The sequence below is a fragment of the Spirochaetales bacterium genome (assembly GCA_016930085.1).
In the GTDB taxonomy this organism is placed as follows: Bacteria; Spirochaetota; Spirochaetia; order SZUA-6; family JAFGRV01; genus JAFGHO01.
Map to the genome: position 1 here is coordinate 1 of JAFGHO010000126.1, position 26950 is coordinate 26950.

Below are 26950 nucleotides of genomic sequence, written 5' to 3' on the forward strand. Positions count from 1 at the left end.
TCGAGGTTTTCTCATGATATGCTCCTTTATAAAGGGATATGTTTTCACTTAATAATAACTGCCTGAAAGAGCCCGCTGCATTGATTTCTCTCTTTTTTTTTACCTCCGTCCCTTATTTTGTTCTATAAAACGTAATTGAATACTAATTGATATTGATTATCCACTGAATTATAATTCTTTTGTAATTAATGGAAATTTGTTCGGGAGGTGTTTCAATGATAACCCAGGGAGATATAATCTATTTTATTCTTACTGACAGGTTTTATAATGAGAATAAACAGAATGATATACATGTCGACCAATCCAATCCGATGAAGTATCACGGTGGAGATTTTGCCGGTATTATAAAAAAGATACCATATTTGAAAGACCTTGGGATTACCGCTTTATGGATTACACCGGTATATTTAAGTATAGGGAGTTATGGTGATTCCGATGGATATCACGGCTATTGGACGCTGGATTTTGAAAAGGTTGATGGTCATCTTTATAGGGAAAAATCCGGTCTCTTAGAAGGTAGTAAAAAATATTTAAAAATACTGGTGGATGAATTGCACCGAAACAATTTAAAAATCATTCTCGATATGGTTGTCAATCATACTGGATATCATAACGAAACATATATAAATTATCCTGATATGAAAATCAAAGAAGAATGGTTCAATAGAGGTGGAAGAGGTGAACAAAAAGGAGAATTGGCCGGACTTCCCGATATTAATATGCATATTCCGGATGCGGTCGATTATTTTGTCAATAATATCATCGACTGGATTGAAGAGACGGGGATCGACGCCATACGAATGGATACGGTCAAACATGTTGAAGATATGTTCTGGTATTATTTTAAATCCTATGTCAAGGGAAGTCATAGTAATATTTTTCTGATAGGCGAGGTATTGGAACCGCGCGATATCGGGAAAATCGCGCGATATCAGCAGTTACACGATTTTAACAGCCTTTTCGATTTTCCGCTTACCACAACGCTAAAAAATGTGTTTGTCTACGGTCAGGGGATGACAACACTGGCACGACCAAGACTACATGAAAACGAAGCAAGGGGTGTTTTAGATATCGATACGAATGTTTATACGAATGCTAACAGACTGGTAATACTTCTGGACAATCACGATCTTGAAAGACGAATCATGACGGAAATTCTGGACAGCGTGGGACACTGGGACAAAAACCTTGCTGTAGAGATCATGAAACTCTGTCTCACATTTTTATTTACGACACGGGGCATCCCACAGCTTTATTATGGAACTGAGATCGGGATGGAAGGGAGAAAAGATCCGGACAACAGACGTGATATGATGTGGAATGTTTTGGAATCATTTTCAGGAGGTGCGGGGACGGAGGTTGACGGGTCTGTTGATGCCTATGAAATTTACTCCCATACGAGAAAACTCATCGTATTAAGAAAAGACAACAGGGCTTTGCAGTATGGCTATCTCTTTACACTTTATTCGGATTATTTTTTGTATGCATATTTGCGGGAATATCGGGGAAATTTGATTATTGTCGTTATCAATAATGGGAGAGAAGCAATGCCATATCCTGTCACGGTTAGAATAGCTGAAAACAGCAATATACCATCGAGGATAAAATCAATTGTAGAAGGTAAAAACCTGAAAGATCATATCAGCGGGAACACATATCGAATAAATGACGGATGTCTCAATGTGAAATTGGAAAGGAAGTCGGCGGTTATTTTAAAGACAGATTGATGGTATAACCTATCTCTTTTAAAAATAGAAGGAAGAATATCAACAATACTGATTTTCTTACCTGTTTATCCGGTCTTTCATGTTCTACTATGAAAAAAAGTGTCATAAAAATTATTTAAAACTGTAAACGGCTATTTCCATGTGGTTTTCATAAAAGTAATTTTTATATATGTGTAATTCATTATCACAGACTGTCCAGAAACCTGTTCCTTCGATTTCCGTTTCAGGGAAATGGATAACGCCTTCCTTTTCAAGCCCCCCGCTTTTTGAAAAAAGATATATATATTCGGTTTCTCCCTGTCTTCTTTTCCAGAGAGTTTTATCGTCATTATCGATAAAAAGGAGAAAAGCATTTTCTTCAAGGTTAAAGGCATGATTTGTTACATCCATCCCGGGTATCTTTTGCATATTATCAATTGTGAGTGTAAATTGTGTTTTGTTCTTTGACATCACCATTGGAATGCTTTCTTCACCGGCTTTGAATCCGAATCTTCCAATCGGTCTGCTCGACAAATAATCGAAAACAATGGCCCTCTCGTCTTTTCCCGGAAAAACAATAAAAATAGCCAGATCATTCGCCCACAAGAATCGGGGTATCATGCCATAACCAAGCATTGATTTCCATTTTACTGAACCATCTTCATTAAGAAGGAAGAGTGTGTAATCGGAATATGTGACATATGGACCATGCGGAGTCAGACAGAAATAATTCATACGAGGAGAAATACCTTCCTTGCAGGATTTTTGTGCTACAAGTTTTCCTTTGCCGTCAAATACGGCAATCCGGGATTTATAAAAGTCCGGTATATGAATGAATCCTGTCTTGTCGATACTGAAAAAAAGAGGTTTCCAGTGTTCGCCGCCTCCCGTATCAATGCCGATTTTATTTTCTTCTTTACCAAATCCTATTGTAATTCGTTTTTCCGCTTTTAATCCGTCAGAATAGGATGTGAATGTTAATAAAATAAGAATAATTATTATATATCCACCTGACCTGCCCATTATCCTGTCCTCCGGGAAAAGATAAGCATAATTACAATATATTACTTAATTTGAGAGATTACAAGCTGTATAAGCAAGCAGCCGACCTCCGTCCCTAAACTCGACAGTTTCGTAACAGCCAAGCTCCGTCCCTGGTAGCGGCCTCGTCGTAACAACTGACCTCCGTCCCCAGTGGCGGCCGCGTCGAAACCGCTGACCTCCGTCCCCCGGGGCCACCGTGACAGCCGACCTCTGTCCCTCGAATTCACGATTTGCACAAATCGCATAACGTCGCCCCTGCGGTTCTCAACACCTGCTTTTCAGGTTCGGAGAACACCTATAAAGAACAGATTTTCAAAAAAAAAGGTTGACTTCGGAAAAAAAACAATGTATAGTAATCACATAAAAAGACGCACTGTTAAAAAATAATAAAGATGTGCGATGAATATAATGTGGTGATATACGTAAAAACCATTGAAACACTTCCATGGTTTTCACCAGGAATACTCTTCAAACATCATTAAAACAGGCGTAAATGTGTGGGGAGTATGAAAGTGGATGTCATGTCTTTCCGGTAGGGAAAGACGCCTGCTTGGTTTTTTTATCATATCCGCTTCAACAGGTAACATTGTGAGTATACGCATGGAAAGAAGCATTACGTGAGGTGTCTCCAGGTCCGACGGAAATGTTCCATTGCCTGTTTTTTCTCATGAAGAGCGTATTGGACTCCCGGAATTGACGCGCGCGTCAATAAAAGGTGACGGTTTTTCGCAGTCTTGTTGTTTAACTATCACCCGGCGCCGTATTTTTATTGATGTTGCAGCAGGGAGTACAGGGTATTGACGACGGATACGTTTGCCGAATTTAAAAAATTTAATGTGCAAAAGGCCGATGGCAGGACGGTTTATCCTGTCATGATGATATAAACGGATATAACAGGAGTCATTTTTTCTCGTGTTTTTGAAACGGTCAATGATAAAAACGAAAACCGTACGTGTTGCGGTATCTCGCGCATCCGTTAAGACAACGGTAAAAGCCCGTACCCGCAAATCCATAGCCAAGGGGAAACCAATGAATAATAAAATTATCGCCGCCGCATTTTTTGTCATGAGTATCGCGAACGCCTTCGCGCAGGGGGCAACACCGTCGCCCACGGTGATTCCCGGTGAAATACAGGTGAATACATGGACGGATGGGGATCAGTGTTGTCCTGTGACGGCAATAATCGATGACGGGTATGTGGTCGTATGGGATTCGGCCGGACAGGACGAATCCGGAGCGGGAATATATGCGCAGCGATTTGATGCCACCGGCAATAAGGTTAGAGATGAGTTCCGGGCCAATACATATACGATCGGTGATCAGGTCGGTTCGATTGTTTTTTCCATCGATAACGGTTTTGTCGTCCTGTGGAATTCGATGGGACAGGATGGAGACGGGTATGGCGTTTACGGCCAGATCTACGATTGTGCGGGTAATAATGCGGGAAATGAGTTCCGGGTTAATACGTATACGACCAATGATCAGGCGGGTGCAAGGGGTGCCGCGATCGAGAACGGATTTGTTGTTATATGGGTCTCGGTGGGACAGGATGGATACGGTTATGGCATATATGGGCAGATTTTCGACGCGAATGGTAATAAGTCAGGGGCCGAGTTTCAGGTCAATACTCATACCGATTACGATCAATTGGGTTCGGTGGTTTCTGCAACCGGGGACGGTTTTATCGTCGTATGGCATTCGAAAATGCAGGACGGCTCCGGTTTCGGTATATACGGTCAGCTATTCGATAATAGCGGTAACACAATCGGGAGCGAGTTTCAGATCAATACTTATACAAGTGATGACCAGTTTTTCCCATCGGTTTTGACAACGGAAACCGGATCTGTCGTCGTATGGGAATCATATGGGCCTGACGGTTCCGGCTTCGGCATTGTCGGACAACGCTTTGACGATAACTGGAACAAGACGGGGAACGAGTTTCTGATAAACACGCATACGACTGCGACGCAGACATTTCCCTCGATCGCGGCAGCAGGGAACGGTTTTATTGTCGCCTGGGACTCATATGAACAGGACGGTTCTCTTTACGGTATCTACGCGCAGCTTTTCGACGGCGCGGGGAGCAGGATGGGAAGCGAGTTCAGGGTGAATGAATATACCGACAATTCCCAGCTTCGTCCCTGGATTGTGACAACTGATGAAAACGCTATTGTCGTCTGGGAATCCAACGCCCAGGACGGCAGCGGCGACGGCATCTTCCTCCGCCAGATCCCCCTCAAGGACATCTCCCTCACCCTGACGGACGATACGGGCGCCTCCGTCCCCGAAGGGGAGTGGACGGACGCCGGATATGTGACGGTTTCGGCCGCGCAGGCGGACCCGATCCCGCCGTGGACGGCCGGGCTCGACGCGGGAAGCTTCCGGTACCGTATCGACGCCGGCGTATGGGAAAACGGCGCCGAGGCAGTCGTCGCGGAGGAAGGGGCGCACGAGGTGGCCTTCCGCGCCGAATACCTCGAAGGCGGTTCCTGCATCGAAGAAAGCGCCGCGGTCCTGATCGACCGGGGCGGGCTGACGCCAGAGCCCACACCCGAACCGACGCCCGTCCCGACGGGCATTCCCACGCCCTCACCGACCTCCGTCCCCGCCTTTGACCCGACCCCGGCGCCGGAAGAGACGCCCGCACCCTCGCCTGAGCCCACGGTGATACCGGGAGAGATCCAGGTGAATACCTGGACCGGCGGAAACCAGGTCGACCCCGCGATCGCGGTCACGGAGACGGGTTATATTGTCGTATGGGAATCCTACGGGAAAGACGGATCGGATTTCGGCATCAGCGGCCGGATGTATGACAGTATCGGGAACGCTTTAGGGGATGAGTTTCTCGTCAATACGTATACGGCCGATGCCCAGAAAAATCCCTCGATCGCCGTGACGGCGACGGGATTTGTTGTTGTGTGGGATTCATACGGCCAGGACGGTTCAGGGGCGGGTGTTTACGGACAGCGTTTCGACAGTGACGGAAACAAGGCCGGGAGCGAGTTCCATGTGAGCACCTTTACCCGGGGGTATCAGGATGGTGCAGTCGTCGCGGCCACCGCGAACGGGTTTGCCGTGGTGTGGCAGTCATCTGAACAGGACGGCTCCGGGGCGGGGATATACGGTCAGTGTTTCGATCATAACGGAAACAAGGCGGGCAGCGAGTTCATGGTGCCTGAATCGGCATACATGCATCAGTATTATCCCTCGATTGTATCTGCGGACGGCGGCTTTATCGTGGTGTGGGAATCGCATGAAAGCGAAGCCGAGAATGCAGGGATTTTCGGCCGGCGGTTCAACAGCAGCGGCAACAAGATGGGGACGGAGTTCCATATCAATACATATACGACCAATCCCCAGGTGTACGCGGCGATCGCGCCGCTTGGAGACGATTTCGTCGTGGTGTGGCAGTCGTCGGAACAGGACGGCTCCGCGTTCGGGATTTACGGACAGCGTATCGGCGTGAACGGGAACAAGATCGGCGGCGAGTTTCAGGTCAACACGACCACGGAGGGTTCCCAGTATTTTTCGGTTGTCGCATCGGATGAGAACGGATTCGCCGTGATATGGGTCTCATTCGGTCAGGACGGGTCCGCTGCGGGCGTGTTCGGACAGCTCTTCGACAATAACGGCAACAAGGTGGGGGGCGAGTTTCTCATCCCGACATATGTCGCAGGCGATCAGAACAAACCGTCTGTGGTAATAAAAGATTCGGTCGTCCGTGCGGTCTGGCAGTCCTGCTGCCAGGACGGCGACGGTGACGGCATCTTCCTCCGTCAGCTGCCCCTGAACGTGCTTTCCCTTACCATCACCGACAACCTGGACAACCCGGTTGCGGAAGACACCTGGTCGAACGGCAGTTTCGTCACGGTCGCCGCTTCCCCGGTCGACCCCCTTCCCCCGTGGACCGCGGGACTCGATCCGGCGAGCTTTCAATACTCGGTCGACGGCCTCTCGTGGCAGAATGGTACGGCGGTCGATATCATGAACGAAGGGACATTCGATGTCCGTTTCCGGGCAGAATACATCGAAGGGGGATACTGCCTCGAGGAATCCGTGACGGTAATGATCGACAATCAGGCACCTTACGTGACCGCGGAAGGGACGTCCGGATGGCTCGACGATCCGGCGTTCACCCTGGTTCCCCAGGGCGATGACGGGACCGGGAGCGGCATCGCGGGATGGTACTACCAGCGTTCGGATACGGCGGGCGGCTGGACCGCATCGGCTGACGTGCCGGTGCTTTACGGATTTCCGGACGGGATCACGAAGGTCTGGATCTATGCGGTCGACGGGGCGGGGAACGCCTCAGGTGTGGTCGAGACCGATGTGATGATCGATACGGCCGGCCCGGATATCCTCTTTCCCGCAGCATGGACGGGAGCGGTCCTCGTGGGAAGCGCCCTGGACGAGGGAACCGGGGTCGACGAGACGACCTGGTCGTTCAGCAGGGACGGAGCTGCCTTCGAGCAGGGGAATCTCGTCACCTTCGAGTCCGAAGGGACATACCACCTGTGGATGCGGGTTTCCGACTATATGGGACACGAGACAACGGAAGAGGCCGGCCTCACCGTGGATCTTCTCGAACCCATAGTAAGTATTGCGGTCGAAACAGCGAACGCTTTGACAACCGTGACCGCTTCGGCGCAGGATGCCGGATCGGGCGTGGACTCATCGACGTGGCAATACAGCCTCGACGGCGGCGGGCTTCTTCCGGGAAACAGCGTTTCGTTTCCGGCCGGGGAACTTCATCTGGTGTATTTCCAGGTTCAGGATGCGGCGGGAAACATCGGGTTTATCAGCGAAGAGATAAGGACCGACGGCACGCCCCCGGTCCTGACCGCTTCGGGGTGCGGCTGGACCAATGCGGTTCCGGCCTATGCGGCCGCGTCTGCGGTTGATGAAGGGACAGGTTCCTCCGGCGTTGATCCGGATTCGTGGTACTACAGCATCGGAAGTCCCGATACGTGGGTGAAGATCGACGGGATCACGGACCCGGAGTACATGGTGCAGATCCCGGTAACCGGTGAAGGGGAGACCGTCGTTTTTATCCGTGTAGCGGACGCGGCGGGCAATACCGCGGTGACGAGCGTTTTTGTCCGTATCGACACGCAGGCACCCGTCTTTACGCGATTCGAGTACAGGGATGACGGCGGCACCGAACTCCCGGAATCGGGCGGGGGAAACACCTGGACGAACGCGGCGCATATCGGGATGGAACCCTTCGTGAGCGACGCGAACGGCGGGCTCGCCACCTCAGGCGTCGAACGCCTGCGATGGAGTCTCGATGACGGGCTTCCTTTTGACGAGTGGGAAGCGGTATTGCCGGCAGTGGTTTCGGAAGAGGGGGAGACCCCGGTCTATTTTATGGCCGAAGACGCGGCGGGAAACACCACGCAGGCAATGCGGTGTGCCCGGCTCGACAGAACCGGGCCCGGGGTTTCGGCCGGCGAATTTGAAAGCGGCTATGCCGATACGGTCCTGACCTTTACCGTTATGCCCTCGGCGACGGATCCCTTGAGCGGCGTAAATGCCGGAAGCTTTACCTATTGTTTCGATACGGGAGCGGGCGACTGGCTGCCGCTCGTTGCCGGTATCGACGTTTCAGGGCTTTCCGAAGGGGAACAGCGTCTTTACCTCCGCGCGGAGGACAACTGCGGAAACGCGGGAGTATTCGCCTCAGGCATGGAATTTTTCATCGACCGGACCCCCCCGGTCCTTGACGGCATCGCGATCATTTCGGACGGAAATATTATAGAAGAAAACGATTATTCATTTACGGAATCCGTGCAGGCGGTACCCTCGGCATCGGACGACACGGGGGTCATAAGCGGCTACCGGTGGACCTCACTCGATACGGCATCGGCGGCACCTGATTTAGCCGGTTATACCGACGCGGCAACCGATATCATGATCTCAGGGCTTGAAACGGGCGTCCATTACCTTTACATGGCCGCAGTCGACGGGGCGGGAAATGAAAGCCCCGTATTCTGCCGCGTGATCAGGACGGACACGGAAGTCCCGGCCGCGCCGGCAGTCGAAAGCCCGACGCACCCCTACGCACTCGTACCGGAAGACGCGGTCGCCCTCACGGACGCGGTCTTTACGGTAAAGCCGGGAAGTACCGGCCCGTCGGGGATAAGCGAATACCGGTGGGAACTGAAAGCGGGTATGACGGAAGGAACGGCTGCGGTGCTTTCGGCCGGAAGCGACCCGGACGGCCGCTTCGAGATCGGCTCACTCGCCGATAACGGCACGGGCGAGTTTTACTTCCTCGCTGCAACGACGGTAAGCGGCACCGGGAGATTGAGCCCGGTGAGCGTGTATGTCTTCCGCGTGGACACCACGCCGCCCTCGAACCTCACCGTTCTTTCCCCGACGCATCCCAATCCCTCGCTGTATTACGGCAACAGCTCCGGCCAGTTCGGCTGGAACAGGCCCGTCGATTTTACGGGCATCAAGACCTACCACTATACCGCCTCATTGCTTCCGGTGCTGCCGGAACCTTTGCCCCAGGGCTGGATCCACGAAGGGGAATGGACCCTCACGGACCGGCGGTCGGTTTCGATCGACTTGGCGGCGGCAGCCGGCGCGGAAGCGGGCGAGGTTTATGTCGCCGTGTGCGCCGAGGATTTTTCCGGCAACAGGCAGTACGACGAGGTATCGGTGCGTTTCGATACCGGAAAGCCGTGGATCGACGGCGTTATCGCCGTCACGCCGGATATGGCGGCAAGGACCGCGGACGCAACATGGCCCGCGGTGCAGGACAACATCGGCCTGGACCTGATCGCGGTCAAACTCGCGACCATCGATGCGGATTACACCTTCAACGATTTCACCAACTGGATACCAAAGCAGGAAGCCGAAACCTCCCACCTCTTCGAGGGGCTTCCCGACGACCCGGATATCACCTTCGCCTTTTTCCTGAAAGCGGTCGACCGGGCCGGAAACGAGATGCTTTCCGTTTCCGGGTTCAAGCTGAACGGGGAGACGGTCTCAATCGACATCGGCAGGCCCTTTACGGAAAACATCGAGGGCTATATCGTCGAAGGCACCTACAGTTCGATACCAGAACAGTGTGAAGCATATATCGTCCTGCCCCAGGCATTGCCGGTAACGGCGGGCGGTGTTGCGCGGGACGAGATAGAACTCGAGGCACTCGTCTTCGATGCGGAGGAATCCTTCGTTTCAGGAAGCAATGAAGCGATTACCTATACAGCCGCGATAGCCGGCTACACATTCGACGGGGAGGGAATAAGCATATCGAAAGAGGAGGGGCTTGTTTTCGGCACACTTTATCTGACCGTACAGACCGATAGTGAAACGGAAAAGACCTTCCGGTTCGACAATGTGGGGGTCTCCTCCCCTCCGGACATCCTTTTCGAGGAAACGAGCGGCGCGCCCGAAGCCGAAGCCTTTTCATTCCAGAGCCTGCGGGCGCCCGAAGAAGGTGAAACGGAACGGGAGCCCTCATGGATTTATTCCGGCATTACGGCAACGGGCCTCGAAGGGTCCGACTGGCTGCTTGCAGACGGGTTCCTCGATCTTTCGGGTATGCATGAAACGGTGAATGCCTATATCCTCGAAGAAGACCAGACGCGGACATACCTCCTCCCGGCGGGAGGGGTCTCGATTACCCCGGACGTCGAAACCGGCGAGGGAGAACTCGCGGGCGGTTTTTATCTCGAAGCGGCGGACAACCTCTTCCTCGTCGAACAGGCCGTGGTGCGGGGTGAAAAACTCCTCGTTATCCGCGCGCAGCTGATCCTCCCCGAAGGCTATACCGAAGACGATGTGATCGTCGAAAACTTTTCGATCGATATCGACGGCGAGGTCGCGGAAGAAGCGGGGTTCAACGCGGCGCCCTTTACCTTTACGGTAGACGGGGTGCCGTTGACGGCAACGGAAATGCGTCTGATCGACGGCCGCCTCGTGATAACGGGCGGAACCATCCATTACAACGACGGGTCCGTCGATTTTACCGGCCTCGTGATCACAAAAGACGGCATTACCGAAGGAACGATTCCGGCCTTTTCCGGTTATTTTCACGGCTTTCTCGTCGAAAGCGACGTGGGGCGGATAACGGCGGACGGCATCGTGTTCGATACGGCCGATGTTTACATGCCTGAGGCCTTCGGCGGCGGAACACAAGCGATCGAAGGGCTTACCGTCACTGTCGGCGACAAATCGATCGTCGCACCCGGGACCGGGACCTGCGATGTCGCACTCCAGACCGCGTACGGCGAGGGCGTCCGGGCACTCGGACTTTCCATGTCCTCCGAAGGATTCTTTGCTTCCGAGGTCATGGTCACCCTGCCCGAATTCCTGAACCCGGGCGTCCCCGTTCTCATACTCGAAAACCTTCAGTTGATATCGGACGGGACCATCGGGACGAGTGACGAGGCGGAATCGCTCGATTTCCACCTGCCGCAGGACGAACCGCGATTCGAGCTTTTCGGGTTCCAGCTTTCACTGACACCCGGCGGCCTTGTGTTCGGCTATGCCGATGCCGCGCTTACCGACGCCTATTTCCCCGATGTTATCAGCTTCGAGGGGCTGACCGTCACCCGGACGGCGATCGTCACCCCGGGCGCGGTCGATGACACGGTCGGTCTTTCTTCCGACGGCTGGTATTTCGACCTTGCCGGGCTCATCCTCGACGGGACGGGCGTTCACGGTCCGGGGGAAGTAAGGCTTCCCTACGAGTTCGGCTACCGGACGATCGGCTTCCCGGACATGAGAATTTTTCCGGACGGAAGCTTCGCGACCGGTGAAACCGCGGACGAGGTCTACCTCCGCATCCACGGCTGGATGGTCAGGGCGGCGGGTATCTCCATCGACGGACCGGCCATCACGATCGGTGAAGCGGCCGTCATGCTCTATTCGGTCATGGGCTGGGGCGAACTGCCCGTCCCGAACGTGGTAATCGGCCCGGACGGCACGCTCATATCGAGCGGCGAGGGGACGGAGGACGTGAGTTTCCTTTCCGTGAACGGATTCAAGGTCGAGACTGGCGGATACCGGTTCACGGAGGACGGGTTTTTCCTTTCGGGCGACGTCTATTTTCCTCCGGCGCTGGGTGAAACGACACATGCGAGCTTCGGCGAGACGGTCGTTCAGCTTCATTCCGACGGGTGCATCGTCACCCCGGCGGTCGAAGGCCCGGTCACCTACACCTTCGGTGTCTGGCCTGTTGAGGCGGAAGACTTTTATTTCGACCGTGACGGGCTTTACATCGGTATGAACACCTTCATGGTGCAGGCATTCAACCTCGAGTTTCTCATTCCCGAGGTCCGTTACTACCCCGACGGCTCGATCAAGGTCGCGGGGCACTCGTTCGAGGGATTCAGTTTCAACCCGTTCGACGGCCCGGTCGAGATCGGGGTGACGGAGATCGGGCTTTCGGACGACGGGCCGTATGTGAGCGCGTTTATCGGCCTGCCGCCCGGCTTCGGCGCGGACGCGGCGATCTATTTCGACAGGCTCACCCTTCACGCGGACGGCTCGGTGACGAGCGATGTGGTGGTGCGCGAGTTCAACTTCGACGCCCTCGGCTGCGGCTTCAGGTTCAGGAACATCACCTTCGACGAACGGGGATTCGGCATCGGCGAGGCGGTGATCACCCTGCCCGAGGCCCTCGACGCGAAAAGCATACGGATCACCGATCTCCTCATCACCCGTGACGGCGATTTCATCCTCGGCGGGCTCGGGGTGGATCCCTTCGAGTTGTGGGGGTATATCTTCTATCTCGACAATCTGGGGTTCGCGGACAACACCATCACCCTCGAAGGGGGCATCAGGCTTCCCTACGACTTTTTTATCGACGAACTGGCCGGTGTGCGGATCGATATCGATGAGTTCAGCTACAATTTCGATGCGGAACCGGATGAGAATCCGGTCACATTTCAGGTCAGCTGCGGCGAAACATTCAGTTTCACCATCATGGACAACTACACGGTGAACGTGACCGGCGTGACGGTGACCCAGGACGGCCTCGGCGTTACCCAGGCGACCCTCGACCTCCCGGAGGAACTCGGCATCGGGTCCGTGGGAGTGACCGGGCTGTTCATCAATGTGCGCGAACAGAGCGTCTCCTACGAGGGAATCACGATAACTGGCATCAGTTTCGATCTGGCCGGCTGCACCTTCACGGTCGACACCCTCACCATTTCGGAAACCGACGGCTTTGTTTTCGAAGGTTCGGTCAAACTCCCGGAAAATCTGCCGGGGGGCATGTCCCTGCCGGATCTCGTGGTGAGCAGGTTCCAGCTGCGTCCCGACGGCACGATCGGGGACATCGTCGCGGGAATCGACGGGATCGACACGACCCTCCTGGACGGCCTGTTCGAGGTTACGGACGGTACCGTCACCCTGGGGAAAACAGGGGATGAGATCGTCATCGGATGCGAAGGGATGGTCGTAACGGGAACGCGTTTTCCCGAAGGGCTTTCCGGCTACGGCGTGGACCTGAACGCTTTCGAGCTCGTTATCGGGGACGGAGGTGTGGAACTGACGAAGTTCGACGCCTCATCGACTCCCATCGGTTTTACCATGTTCGGGCTGGATTTCGTGAACGCGGTGGTCCGCGTGGCGAAAGATCCGGAGACGGGTGTGATCGAGATCACCCTTGGCGGTGAGTCCGGGGAAAACCCGCTGGGCATCGTGCTTTCGGGAAGCTATTTCCCCGACTGGCTCCGGGACGAAACAATAGAGATTTCCACGTTCCGCTTTACCTCCGATTTCGATATCGAGGCCTTCGAGGCGTCCCTGCCGATTTCGGGGACGGAGGAACTCTTTGCCGATATATGGCTTTTCGGTACGGGTGAGATACCCTCGCTCGTGACGGTAAAATGGAACGACGAACAGGACCTCTTCGAGTTCTCGCTGAGCGGGAACCTGCGGCTGGGGACGAGTTATCCCGAAGGACTCGCGGGGACGGAGGTCGGGATCGATGAAATAAGCTTCGATTCGGAATGGAACCTCCTCGCGCTCGATATCGATGTCGACCTGCCGGACAATCTGCGTCTTTTCGACGCCTTTACCGTGCCGGACGGGCATATCCTGATTTCGAAATACAGCGATGAAGACCTCCTTATCGGCGTCCGCGGCCAGATACTGCTTCCGGATTCGCTTCCGGAGGGGCTTGCCAACCTGCCGGTCACGATCACGAAACTCGATTTTACCTCGGGCGGGGAGATTGTGGATGTTGATATCAGTACGGCAGCTATCAACACGACCATCTACGGCCGGCTTAGTCTTAAAAACGGCAGCCTTAGCGTCACCAATATCGGAAACGACGAACTTGTCTTTTCGTTCGGCGGCACGCTCAACCTTCCGCCGTCCGTGGGGGCAAAGTTCTCCGGCATGGACTACAACCTTGCCGCAACCTATTCGACAAAGGAAGGGCTTACCGATTTCAGGGCGGGACTGGACTCACCGGTCGACGTCGAGCTTTTTACCGGAACCACGATGGGCTTTGACAGGATCGATATATCCATGGACGGGTTTACCCTGGCCGGGTCGATCTCCTTCCACAGCCCGATGCCCCAGGAACTCCATACGACAATTGTCACCCTGGAGGAGTTCACCATGGAATGGGACGGCACGGTCGTCGCCCTGAGGGCGGGACTCGCGCACACCTCGTTCAAAATCGCGGGATTTACCGCAGACATCACCAACCTGCTCTTTTCACCGGACGGCATTACCCTCGCCTCGTGCGTGATCACGCTTCCGCCGTTTCTGAACGGGTACGTGATCGGGGTGGAAAACGCCGGTTACGACAAGGACGGTAACTTTTACGGCGAGGTCACGATTCCGGTGATCGAATTGAAAATCGCGGGTTTTACCCTCGAAGTACACGATCCCGATCTGAGTTTCGATCCCGCGGGGTTGAGCTTTTCACAAGTGATGATTTCGGGGCCCGGGTTCCTCGGCAACTTCAAACTTAAACTCAATGGTGTGAAAATCACTTCCGAAGGCATCGAATTGACGGGCGGGGCCTTCAGGCTGCCCGACTTCACGATCGCGGGCGGGCTCGGTTTCTCCGATGTCTTTATCGATTTCGCGTTCTCCGACGGCACGTACGCCTTCGAAGGGGGCGGGAAGATCATGATCCCGGGCGCGGGGACCTTCGACGTGGGGGTGAAGTTCGTCAATATATCGAAGAAATATCCCTGGGGAATCGAATACGCGACCTTCAAATACACCGTCTATGGCATCGGGATACCGATCGGCACGACCGGGGTGTACCTCAACCAGATACGGGGAAGCCTCGTGTTCGGGCCGCCGAAAGAGGTGCCGTCCGACCTCAGGCATATGTTCGACGACGGAACGCGGATTTCGATGGGCGTGACCCTCGTCGACGCGACCGGCGGGGGTGTCTTCAAGGGCAAGGTCGATCTGTGGATCGACATTACCGACTGGGACTGGGCCTTTGTGGGGGACGTGAGCGTGCTGAGCGGCATGGTGAAGGCGCGTCTTGCCGCCGCGCTGACAAAGAAGGGGTTCTACGGGGACCTCCGTGTGAGCATCGCGTTCGTGAAAGGCAGGGTCTATATCTACATTTTCAAACATCCCAAAACGAAAAAGACGGTCGTTTCAGGGGGCGGAAGCATCCAGTTCGGTCTCAGAAAGGGCTGCATATACAAAAAAACGATCAAGATATTCTGGCACAAGATAAAAATAAGGATACCGCCGTGGGATATCTGGCTTCCCGGCCTCCATGCCGAGTTCGGGCTGTTCACGAAAAGCGGGAAGGAGATATCCGGCTTCAAGGGCTGGGCGAACGTGCCCGTGTTCGGAAAGGTGGGGGTCTTTGTGCCCTCGAGCGGCGGGATCAAAATAGGAAGCGTCAGCAGTTACAAGCTCTATACCCCGGAGACGAAAAGCGCTGTGAGGGGGAGCACACGGGGCGGTTCGCTTCTGCTAAAGGAGCCGGCCGGTGCTCCCGGCGTCTACACGCGGGATACCGCCGTCCGGACCGGGGTGACGGATACCTGGTGCTTCAAGGTCGAAGGGAAAGAGGACGGAAAGGACGCGGTGATCAAGACGCAGTCGTTGAGTACCCGCTCAGCCGGTGACGACGACGATGACGAAGGAGAAGATGAAGAAGAGAGTGAAGACGAACTCGAACGCCTCATATTCTATCTGATGTACATGGAAGGCGAGCCCGAAATTAAAGTAATATCTCCGTCAGGGGCCGTCTATATGCCGGGCGATCCGAACGTGATGATCGAATATACCGAAGAGGGGAAAGCCCTCGTCGTTCTGGAGCCCGAACCCGGCGAATGGAAGGTCGAGGTCTCGAACGTGATCAACAGCGACGCCTACGCACTCGAAGTCCTGGGGAAAGCGGTGGTGCCGGAAGTGAACGTCGAGACGCCGGCGTACTCAGGCGAACAAACAGGTCCGGTTTTCACGGTGAACGGAACGGCAACCCTTTCGTTCGAGGAGCCGGTCGGGATCGACGTCTACCTCGCGCGCGACAAGGAATACTTTGTGGGTGAAAAGGTCGCGGAAACGGTCACCGACGCCGGGGGCAACTTTTCCGTCGGGATCGATACCACGGGGCTTGCGGACGGCGAATACCACATTTTCGCCGAAATTCCCGAAACGGAAGACGACCCCGCGGTGAGATCATACGCGGAAGGGTCGATCGTCGTGCGGAACTCGGCCCCGCTTGCCGCGGTGGAAAACCTGACCGCGGCCGACAATGGCGAACGGTGTATCGAGGTCGCCTTCGACGATCCGAACGGGGATCGGACCGCGGGATTCTCCATTCTGGTCGAAAATCTGACAAAAGAAGAGGAGAAGACGATCAATATCGGTTATCTTACCTCGATAACCCTCGCGGGTTACGACGACGGGGACACGGTCCGGCTGCGCGTCGTCCCGTACGACGCCACGAACGCACCGGGTGAGGCTTCGCCGGCGGTCGAAGTGACAATGGGAGAGGCAAAACAGCTCCTCAATGTCATGACGATTCCGGACAACACCGTCCATCTGACGATACCGATCAATACGGTGCACGGGGGAACGATATCCTACGAGACGCCGTCGTACGCGGTCACCGGTACCGCCTATGACTGGATGGACGCCACGGTGATCGAAGCACCCGAAGGGATGTCGATCGGTCTCGAAGGAGAGATGTGGCCGGTCGCCTGCGGCGAGGGAGCGCTCGCCTACACGATCATGGCGGGGGAAAGCATGGCGCCGGGAACCTATCAGGCGGCCGTCCGTTTCGAAAACAGGGGGAACAGGGAGATCGCCGTCACCGTCGATTTCACCATTACCCTTGCATGGCCGCCCGTCGAGTGCAACAATGTGGAGCCTGATGAGTGGAACACCCTCGACAACCAGGTCATTCAGGTCTTCGGCGACCATTTTTACGACGGAACGCGGCTCTTTATCGATGATGAAGAACTCGCGATAGAAGAAATGGATAAAAACCGGATCATGGCGACCGTGGCGGCCGGTATCGCCGAAGGGACCCATACGATCACGGTAAGAGGACCCGGAGGGGACGAGGCGCAGCAGGACGTGAACGTCGAGGCGCCTCGTTACGAGATCGACGTGTTGAAGAGCACGGCGGCGGTCACGGCCGGGGACACGGAGGAGTTTCCATTCATCATCCACGGTGAAAACAGGTTCGACGGTCTTGCCTCCATTCAGACGTCGTCGGCGCCCGCGGGGTGGCCGGTTTCCGTCAGTCCGCAGGCCGTGGGTGCGGAAGAAACGGCCATGGTGATCGTTACGGTTCCGACAGGCGCCGGTGTCGGAAGCAATTATGTCGACATGGTCTCAGACCAGGGGAACACCTTCCGGCTGACGGTGAATGTGACGGCGACCTACCCGGCGCCCTCCATATCGAGCGTCGCGCCTTTCGCGGGTTTCATCGGGGAGGAGATCACCATCTACGGATACGGATTCGGGGACGCGGGAGAGGTCTCGATAGACGGGACACCGATGACGACGACGAGTTATTCGCGCGGTGTGATCACGGCGATTGTTCCCGAAGGATCTGTGACGGGCCAGATTACGGTAAGCCGCGACGGCCTTTCGAGCAACCAGCACATATTCTATGTCAAAGACAGGGGTTTCAACCTCTATACCGATAACGACACGGTCACGATCCAGCCCGGCGAACAGGCAACCGTCCGGGTGTTCGTGAACGGCTACGACGATTACGTCAACCTCGAAGCGGAAACGGGAACCGGCGACCTCGTCACGGCGATCGAACCGGCAACCGTCGTTCCGAACGGGACGGCGGACATATCGGTCTACGCCGAAGCGGGGGCCGCTTTCGACAGCCATACCCTTACCATACGGGGGACGGGGACGGAGGCGACCAGGACGGTCAACGTGACAGTGGTCGTGGGACAGGCCTTCGGCATCGTCACCGAAACCCTGCCCGCGGGCATGGAAGAGACGACGTACCGGGCGCGGATTGCGACGGAAAACGGCGGGGAGCCGGTCGTCTTCGATCTCGATGAGGAAAGCGAACTTCCTCCGGGGTTGTCCCTGAGCGCCTCCGGCGTTATCAGCGGAAAACCCCCCGAGGCCGGATCATGGGTCTTCGGCGTCACGGCGGAAGACATAGCCGGCAGGAAAGCGGAGAAGACATTCTCGATAACGATAGAAGAAAACGCCTGGTCGCAGACCGACAAGGGGGCGGGACGGAGCCGCTACAATGGCGTCGCCTCACCCGCCGACGAACGGACGCTCTGGAGAAGCGAAGCGGCCGGCGGCGCGAGGGAGATCCTCACCGGAAGGAGAAGGGTCTTCGTCCTTTCGGATTATGGGGTGACGGGCCTCGAACAGAGTACGGGAACCGTCGTCTATGTTTATCCCGGCGATTTTACCTGCTGGGCGTACGCGAACGAAACGATCTTCCTCCTCGATGAGGGGAAGACCTTCCACGCGGTCGACAGCCTGTACGGCAACCTGAAGTGGAGCAGGCCGGAGGTGGAAGCGTTCACCACGGACGGAACCACCCTCTGCCTCGGCGGGAACGGCGTCATAAGTGTCGTCGATACCGAAGACGGAACATTCGGCGGAACGATCGACGCGGAGCTTCCGGCGGACACGACGTACCTCTGGCAGAACGGAACCCTGCTCAGGGTAGGCGGCGCGGGACTGCGAGCGCTGACCGCGGAGGGCTGGCAGACGGTCTACGAGGACGCCTCCGCGCAGGCGATTACCGACGCGGTATGCGATGAAGAAGAAACCGCCGTTCTCACGGAAACGGGACGGCTTGCGATCCTCGGTGCCGGGTTCACCCTCCTCAGGGAAACGGAGACCGGGTGCGGTTTCGGAAGGATCGCGTTCGGGAGCGAACGGGTAATCGTCTCGGGCGACCTCTTTACATCGGTCTATGACAGATTCACCCTGGAACCCCTCTTTGAGGGAAGCGAAGGAAGCGCCGTGATTGCCGCGGCGGAAGAAAAATACTTTACCGCAGACGCCTGCGCGCTGAACGCGGTGAACGGCTATGACGGAGAGGTCATATGGACGGCGGCATCGCCTCACACCGATCTGGCGATCAGCGGGGAATGCCTCTACGCACTCGATGAGGACGGCGTCGTGAGCTGCTACAACGCGCCGGACAACCTCAACCCGCCGGAAACGACAATTGTCACCGTCCCGGCCGGACCGGGCGGCAGTATGGGCTACTATACGACGCCGGTCACCCTCGCCCTCGAAGCGGACGATCCGGAAAGTTACGCGGCCGAGACACTCTACAGAATGGGGGCGGGAGAAGAGACGGCCTACACCGGCCCGATCGAGCTTCCCGAAGGCCAGTATTCGTTCGTCTGCCACAGCACGGACAACCACGGGTACCGGGAACCGGACAGGATCGCCACCCTGAAAGTGGACTACACGAAGCCGGTGACGACCCTGACGGCAAGCGGCACACCGGGCGACGGTATCTGGTACCTCACGCCGGCAGCGATAAGCATCGCCGCGGCCGACAACGCAAGCGGCGTCGAACGGATCGAATACTCGCTCGACGATGGGGAATGGACGCGGTACGAAAGCCCGCTCGTGTTCGCAGAAGAAGCAACTCACGTATTGAGCTACAGGGCGCGGGATTACGCGGGCAACGTCGAAGACGCGCGGACGATCGAGTTCGGGATCGACCTCGGCGCCCCCACTATCGTGCACCGGGCATGTACGGAGCCGGGAATCACCGCGGTCCACCTTTTCGCCAACGACACGGGTTCGGGAATAAAGCAGGTCAACTACTATGTGGACGGCGAGTACCACGAAGGCTACACCGCACCGATCGTCATCACGGAACCGGGAAGCCACCAGCTGACCTATATCGCCTACGATAACGCGGGACGCACCTCCGGGATACAGCTTGCCGCCATCGAGGTGGAGGAGTTTACCACCGGGGAATGGACGGAGGGACTCGACTTCGCCTACTGGCTGCCCGGAAGGGACTACATACGGAACATCCAGGCCGGGGACTGCGTCTACGCCCCGTGCGTCGGCAGGTGGAACGAGATCGACGCGCTCCCCGATTACCTCGAAGGCGCGGACTACATCCTCACCCACGTGGCGGACAAGTTCTACGCGGGCGACGCCTTCCTCACCTTTACCGCACAGGCGGACATCGACGTCTACATCATGAAACACGAGCTGTCGGAAGCCGACCTCTCCGCCTGGATACTCGTGGAAGAGGGATTCCCCGTCGAACCGACCCTCTACTTCAGAAACGGCGCGGACATCTACAGGAAAAGCTACCGAAAAGGGGAGACCGTCACCGTGCCGGGAAGCGACTCGTTTACCGGCTGGGGCAACCTCATCTTCGTGCAATACGCTCAGAGCAACTATATAAAGATAATCAGTCCGATACAGGGAGACGACCTTTCGCCGCTCGATACTATCCAATATTACGCCGTCACCCTGGGGCTTGCCTATGACGTCATGTCGTGGGAATACAGGCTCGGCGGCGGGCCGTGGCAGACGCTGGGCTCAGGACAGACGGGAACCATGGACGTGCCGTACGTCGAAGAGACGACGGTACTGCAGCTGAAAGTAAACCTCACAGACGGCGACGGCGCTGAAATAACAAGCGCGGTCGCAGACTACACGATCGTCAACAGCTTCGACATCGAACTGTTGAACCCCCTCCCGGGGACGGAGGTGCCGCCCGGTGAGGAAGTCACCCTTATTTACGCGGCGCAGGACGCATACGGAAGACCGATACCGGCTGAAAACGTGACCTGGTCCTCAAGCACGGACGGAAGCGCCTGGAGCCCGGTTCCGGACGCTCAATTCACGGCGCCCGAAGAAGCGGGGACGGTGTATCTGAAAGGGGAAGCGGAAGCGGTTCCGGGAATCGCGCAAAGCAGGCAGTTCGAGATCACGGTGGCAGGGGCAGCCGCATTGGAGAAGGGCGGGCCCGAAGGAAAGCCGCCCGTAGAACTCGCGGCCGCGCGGATAAAGCGGCCGCCCGGCGATACGGGGCCGCCTGATGAGACGACGGCTTGTGTTGAAGAAGCAAACGGAAAAGGAGGATCGGCGATATGAAAAAGGCAGTGATGGTAATCGTGGTAATGGCAAGCATTTTACCGCATTTGTTTTCTATGGGAATTGAGGAAAAGACTGTATCTGATACCAGAAAAATTGGAGATATTGAAAAAAGCATATATATATCGAAAACTTATGACCTTAGTAACTTGATATTAAATATTACGATAAAATCAAAGAATGCTTACGGGAATCGTGTATTATTCAGGTTGGACGACAAATATTTCTATTCCTGGAAAGATCAAAATGTAGAATTAACGGGCGCTAATACTATATATAAAGATTATTTAACTATTGAAGATATTGAAAATCCCGATCCCGGTAATTTTGTAGATATTACCGGATTAGACGGTACTTACCTGGAGAAACAAACGACAGCTATTTCCAATACGAAAAATTCTTACTTTCAGATAAGGATACCGCATGGATACTGGGATAAAGACTTTGTTATTGTCATTATGTATCAGACAAATCAGGCAGGAAAAAATGAACAAACGTCATGGTTATATGAATATTATCATTTAAAGCTTAATATTGAATTCTTTGAAGGGGAGAATGACATATTTGCTTCGTTCGGAGAGAAAGAGATACACATTGATATGAAAAGCAACCGCGCCCTCTTATTGCAGGCTGCATTCCGCGATGCATTAGATAATGATGCCGGTCTAAAAGTTTCCTTTGATAATGCTTTGGATAAATTTAATATTGACAGATCATCTTTTAATACGTACTGCACCAGAATAAAAGCAGATAATGAATTATTAGCCTTGGTAGATAATGCGAAATATCAGATAAAAAAAATAATTAGCAATTCTCTGGATCTTGGTTATGATAAAAAAGTAATTGACGGAAGAGAGATCACTTTTCCGTACTTAAATTTAGGGTCATCCATGCTGAATGGAATTTATGGAGCGATCGAAGGCCGTAATATATATTTTAATATATTTCTCTATATGTGCTATTCCGAAGGTAAGCCGGTATTGGAAAACAGAATCTGGAGAGCACTGGATGGCAGGACGAATTATAATTACAGACAATATGCATTGGTAAATAATGGAAGTGATATGGCAAAGGCGGCAGGTATGTACCTGACATGGGGTGTAGAATATACACCATTAAACATATCAGACAATTATAATGTGGGAATAAGCGGCAACAAAGTATATAATGATAACAGGGAAATGATTATCAATCAATGGATAAAGAATACGGATACAAACAAAGACAATACAGGGAATAATTACTTACCATACCAGCCGTTTCCGATTAGAGAAGATGAAAAACTCTTCGACTTTAATAATGAAACACCTAAAAAAGCGCAGATATTGAATCCTAATGCGACAACAAATATTCTGTATATGACAACCCAATTAACCGGCACACAGGCTCAAATTTCAAGAATAGATATATGGAACAGCGGTAATATCGTATGGAACAATAATATTATCGATAAAAAAGCTGTCAAGATTGGAGATACCGAGATTACCGATAATAATATAACGGGAAAAATCAACGATAAAAAGATTTTTCTTGAAAAATATAGATCAACGGCAGAACGATATATTGTCGAGAATGAGAACAGTTTAAAAAACATGCATCTGAAGCGATTGCATACAAATGACAGGATTGAGATCGGATATGATTTTAAATCAACAGAAGAAATTTCAGGCTTATTGCTTGTAAGAGGATTTTCTTCAAACCATTCGGAAAATAATATAGCACTCGGAAAAACAGCATTTGAAGCGACAGTCAATGATGATTATCCGCAATATGCAGCAGATAAAGTAAATAATGGTAAGGATAATGATGGATGGAAAAGCAGAAGAAAAATAAATGACGAATGGGTCTATATCGATCTTGAAAATACATATGAAGTCGAGAAAATTGAGCTTAATTGGGCATGTGACAGATTCAGCTACCTTATACAGACAGCACCGGATGGATCTACTGAAGATGATCTTATGAATAAGGATGGTAATTGCTGGACTACAATAAAAACGGTTCAGAACGAACGATGGGGGAAGAGAACTTACCTGTTTTATAACGATGTCATTAATGCACGATACATCAGGATAAAAGGGGTAAATCTTGGCAGTGCAACAAATTATTATTTAATGGAACTGGAGGCATTCAAGAAAAATATCAAGATTGTCAGTAAAACGACAAGCAATAGTGAATGGGGAAATGTGACGTTTAAAGATGTAACGGCAAGCTACGAAGAAGACAAATATATAATCTATCCAGATTATAAAGGTAAAAATATAGTTCCTGGAAACAGTATCATCGATCCCGTTCATTCAAGAAGCAAGGGAATGGGAATAAATGATAATGTTGTCTATTCATACTTGCTTTTCTACGATTATAATAATGAGAAATATACAAGCATAAACAGTAAAGCCTTCAGAATTATCGATGATTCGGGGAATGCGTTCATGAATATCTCAGAGTTAATGGTATTCGAAAAGAATCCGGTATCCTATATCACGGAAGTGAACGAGAATTTAATGGAAATATATAATGACAGGAACAAATGGGGAAATGTTACAAAGACACCGGTTTATCTGAATGATTTGAAAAATAAAAAATATAGGAATATTCTCTTTAACAGAGATCCGGGCAAAGGAACATTACTGAGTGCAAGCGAGGATCATTTGTTCGGTTTTATAATGGATTCAGGAATATCGAGTTTTATCGATACAATCGCGATATGGGAACCAAATGCGATACAGGACGAAAATTATATTGACAACGATTCCGATACATTTTTAAAATCGTTTTCATTCTTAGGAAGCGCGAACGGCTTGCTGCAATTTGTAAATTTTGAGAACAGCGATAGTATCGATGCGATAGAATCAACACTAAAAAATACATTAAAAACACCCTTTAAAAATAAAAAAGATGAAGCTGTCATAGGCAATTCGATACCGTTTGTCGCATATGGTATCGACAGTCCCAGAACCTTTGCATATAAAATGCATCAACAGACGTTAAGCAGAAATTGGTATAACAATATTGACAGTATAGATAAAATAATTAACACAACAAGTGCTGAAAGCAATGCGGTTTATTCATACTGGGATGACTATGTTTCGGAAACTGATATGTTTAGAAAGAGTGACGGGATCGACCTGGAGACGAATGAAAACGGTGAATATTCAAATTACAATATATCCGCAATACCTAAATACCCAAATGTAAATACACTATATGGAGAATACGCAAATAAAAATATCAAACCATTCATGCCAAATCTTGTTTTTAATAACAATTATGGCGGAGTAAAAAGCAACAACAGCCTCTATTATCCGGGTAAAACAGCGGGGGTGGATTCGACAGGATTATTGTTGGGTACCGCAGCAATAAGCGGCATCGATAATCTGCTGAATATTAATAATAAAGATATTGTCGATGATATTTTACGGTATTATAAAATGAGTTCACCGGAATCAGGTGAGGATCCGATACCCGGCCTTGATGGAGACGGATTGCCCGAATATTATCAGAATAGTTATGACGATTACTTTGATGCGATAGGCGCTTCCGATATTGAAAAAATGACGGTACTGGTACCCGATATTTCATTGATACAAAAAGGTGATTTGCTGGTAAACTGGAACGTATATGGTTCAATCCACATAGGAATCGTCATCGATACATTGTGGGGAGCGAACACGCCATCATATGGCAGTAAAATAGAGGATTACTGGGACAAGGTACTGGTCGTTTCAACAAGAAGGGGGCTTCAGAATACTAGTGTTGGTGTTTGGGGTAATAACAATAATGTTTTTGGGGGCTTTACGACCGAACCCGAAAAATATCAGATAAGGAGATTATTACGGTGCACAGTTGAAGAAAGTGAATTGACAAATAAAGCACAGCCTGATTCATGGGAGTTTATCGAAAAAATGCCGGTAAAGAAAAGGGATTGGTATACAAAGAAAGATTGCCCCACTCATAATCACCCGCTTGGAAGTAAAGGTTCTAGTTACGATTTGATAACAAATTCTTTAAGCAAGAATGCTATTCCTTATAATTTGACAGAAATTCGGGAAGAAAATGGTGTAAAAATATATGATAGTGAGGAATTGTATTATTTTACGATACAGGAACAGATAAAGGAAATGGCAATACGTCAGGATACCAAATATTGTGAGAATTTTCCGCCGACAAGCTATAATATAATTAATGAAGATTCGTTATTCAGAAAACCTGACGGTACAGATGATATCATGTTGATTGGGACAGGGGGATTGTCAGGATGGAGAGGTCTTGATTATCCTTATAGTTTTACAAAAAGATTATGGTTCACCAGGTCTGGAAAGCCTTTTGATACAAATATTTTCTTTAATGAAAATCAGTTCTGGGAAGTTAAGCCCGAAGACAAGTCAACCGGAATTCCGGCCGGTCTGAGATTGACTGAAGATAGTATCAGTGGAAAAAAATGCTTGTCTAATAATGATTTTTACGGACTTGTCGAAAATACGGAAGAGAATAGGAGAATCCCATTTGAAGTGTATATCGAATTTACCCCGCAGACTGAAGGTGATTATGCAAGCATTATTTTCGATTATAGAGATGATGATAATTATTATTTGGTAACAACGATGATATACAATGATGAAAGTAACGAAGACAGATTATTCCTTTACAGGATAAAAGATGGAGAATATACATTAGTGGAAAAACTGGGTGCATTATTTCCAACTTATATTAAAAAGAAAAATTATTTGACTTTGCGATATGATGGAAATAAAATGATAATTATCTTTAATCATACAAGAGTGGAAGATTTGATTGACAGGGAAATTGAGTTCGTTCCGGATGAGCCGATAAAAGGAAGATTTGGCGTGGAAACTTCAAAAAAAAATGTCGTTTTCAACACATTCAAATTAACTGTAAGTTCACAGTATTATAGTAAAGAAATACATCTTGCCAAACAATTATGGTTCACTTATCATATGGCAAATGATTTATATAGCAGCCAATATGTTGATGCCGATCATGTACGTGCAACGGGAGAGGGATGGGACATCTATGCACCCGAAGACGGAGAGTTTTGGGTGTATCATAGCGATAGCCCTCAGAGAATATTATTGCCCGGAAACAATCGATTAAATGATTGCAGTTATTATAATGATAGTGCTTCACGTGATGCGGGATTGATAGGAATATTGATTACTAATCCAGTAGAACTAAAAGAAGGAAGGGTATATCTTTTCTGCCATATGGGAAGTAAGCAAGAAATAGAGAGAGAATTGCAATATAAAGATTTATATATTTTGTATGGCTATGATAGATATCCTAAGGGTGAAGAAAATAGGATTCCGGTTAAAAAAGGTGATTGGATTGGGAAGGTTGGTATTCGAGGTACCGCCGGATCACCTCATATACATTTTGAAGTATTCGAATATTTCAAGGAAGTGCTTGATGAGAATGATAATAATATTGTTTTAAATGATCCTCATAACGGATGGAAACGAGTTGAGCCTAAGAGTATATTTGAACCGTCAATAATAAACGCAGATGGAGCAACACCTTTTAAAATGTGGGAAAGGATAGCAAGATCATTTAATTATCCGGGTAAAATATGGATCAATAATGAAGAGCATACCCTTGAAAATTTTCAAAAAAAGGAGTTTAGAGAATGGTATTTAAGAGAATAA

Annotated in this window: 5 protein-coding genes; 3 read left to right on the forward strand and 2 right to left on the reverse strand. The window is 51.5% G+C overall.

All coding sequences use genetic code 11. From position 1 onward, the window contains the following. Positions 1 to 215: 215 nt before the first annotated feature. Positions 216 to 1727, forward strand: a complete 1512-nt coding sequence (locus JW881_21150) for a hypothetical protein (GenBank protein ID MBN1700031.1) — start codon at positions 216 to 218, stop codon at positions 1725 to 1727. 111 nt (positions 1728 to 1838) lie between these two features. On the opposite strand, the gene JW881_21155 is transcribed toward JW881_21150, so the two are convergent. After that, positions 1839 to 2729 (reverse strand): hypothetical protein, encoded by an 891-nt coding sequence (locus tag JW881_21155; protein MBN1700032.1) that lies wholly within the window; start codon positions 2727 to 2729, stop codon positions 1839 to 1841. Between the two features lie 686 nt (positions 2730 to 3415). Further along, positions 3416 to 3817 (reverse strand): hypothetical protein, encoded by a 402-nt coding sequence (locus tag JW881_21160; GenBank protein MBN1700033.1) that lies wholly within the window; start codon positions 3815 to 3817, stop codon positions 3416 to 3418. Between JW881_21160 and JW881_21165 the strand changes: the two genes are divergently transcribed. Together JW881_21165 and JW881_21170 are read left to right on the forward strand one after the other, a co-directional pair. Then, positions 3780 to 21287 (forward strand): hypothetical protein, encoded by a 17508-nt coding sequence (locus JW881_21165; protein ID MBN1700034.1) that lies wholly within the window; start codon positions 3780 to 3782, stop codon positions 21285 to 21287. The genes JW881_21160 and JW881_21165 overlap by 38 nt on opposite strands. Continuing rightward, a complete protein-coding gene (locus JW881_21170) occupies positions 21284 to 26950 on the forward strand; it encodes a discoidin domain-containing protein (GenBank protein MBN1700035.1) in 5667 nt (1888 codons plus the stop codon). The genes JW881_21165 and JW881_21170 overlap by 4 nt, the downstream gene beginning before the upstream one ends.

Coding starts and splice junctions, on each gene's coding strand:
- JW881_21155 (MBN1700032.1), bottom strand. CDS start 2,729: ATGGGCAGGTCAGGTGGATATATAATAATTATTCTTATTTTATTAACA.
- JW881_21160 (MBN1700033.1), bottom strand. CDS start 3,817: ATGACAAAAAATGCGGCGGCGATAATTTTATTATTCATTGGTTTCCCC.
- JW881_21170 (MBN1700035.1), top strand. CDS start 21,284: ATGAAAAAGGCAGTGATGGTAATCGTGGTAATGGCAAGCATTTTACCG.
- JW881_21165 (MBN1700034.1), top strand. CDS start 3,780: ATGAATAATAAAATTATCGCCGCCGCATTTTTTGTCATGAGTATCGCG.
- JW881_21150 (MBN1700031.1), top strand. CDS start 216: ATGATAACCCAGGGAGATATAATCTATTTTATTCTTACTGACAGGTTT.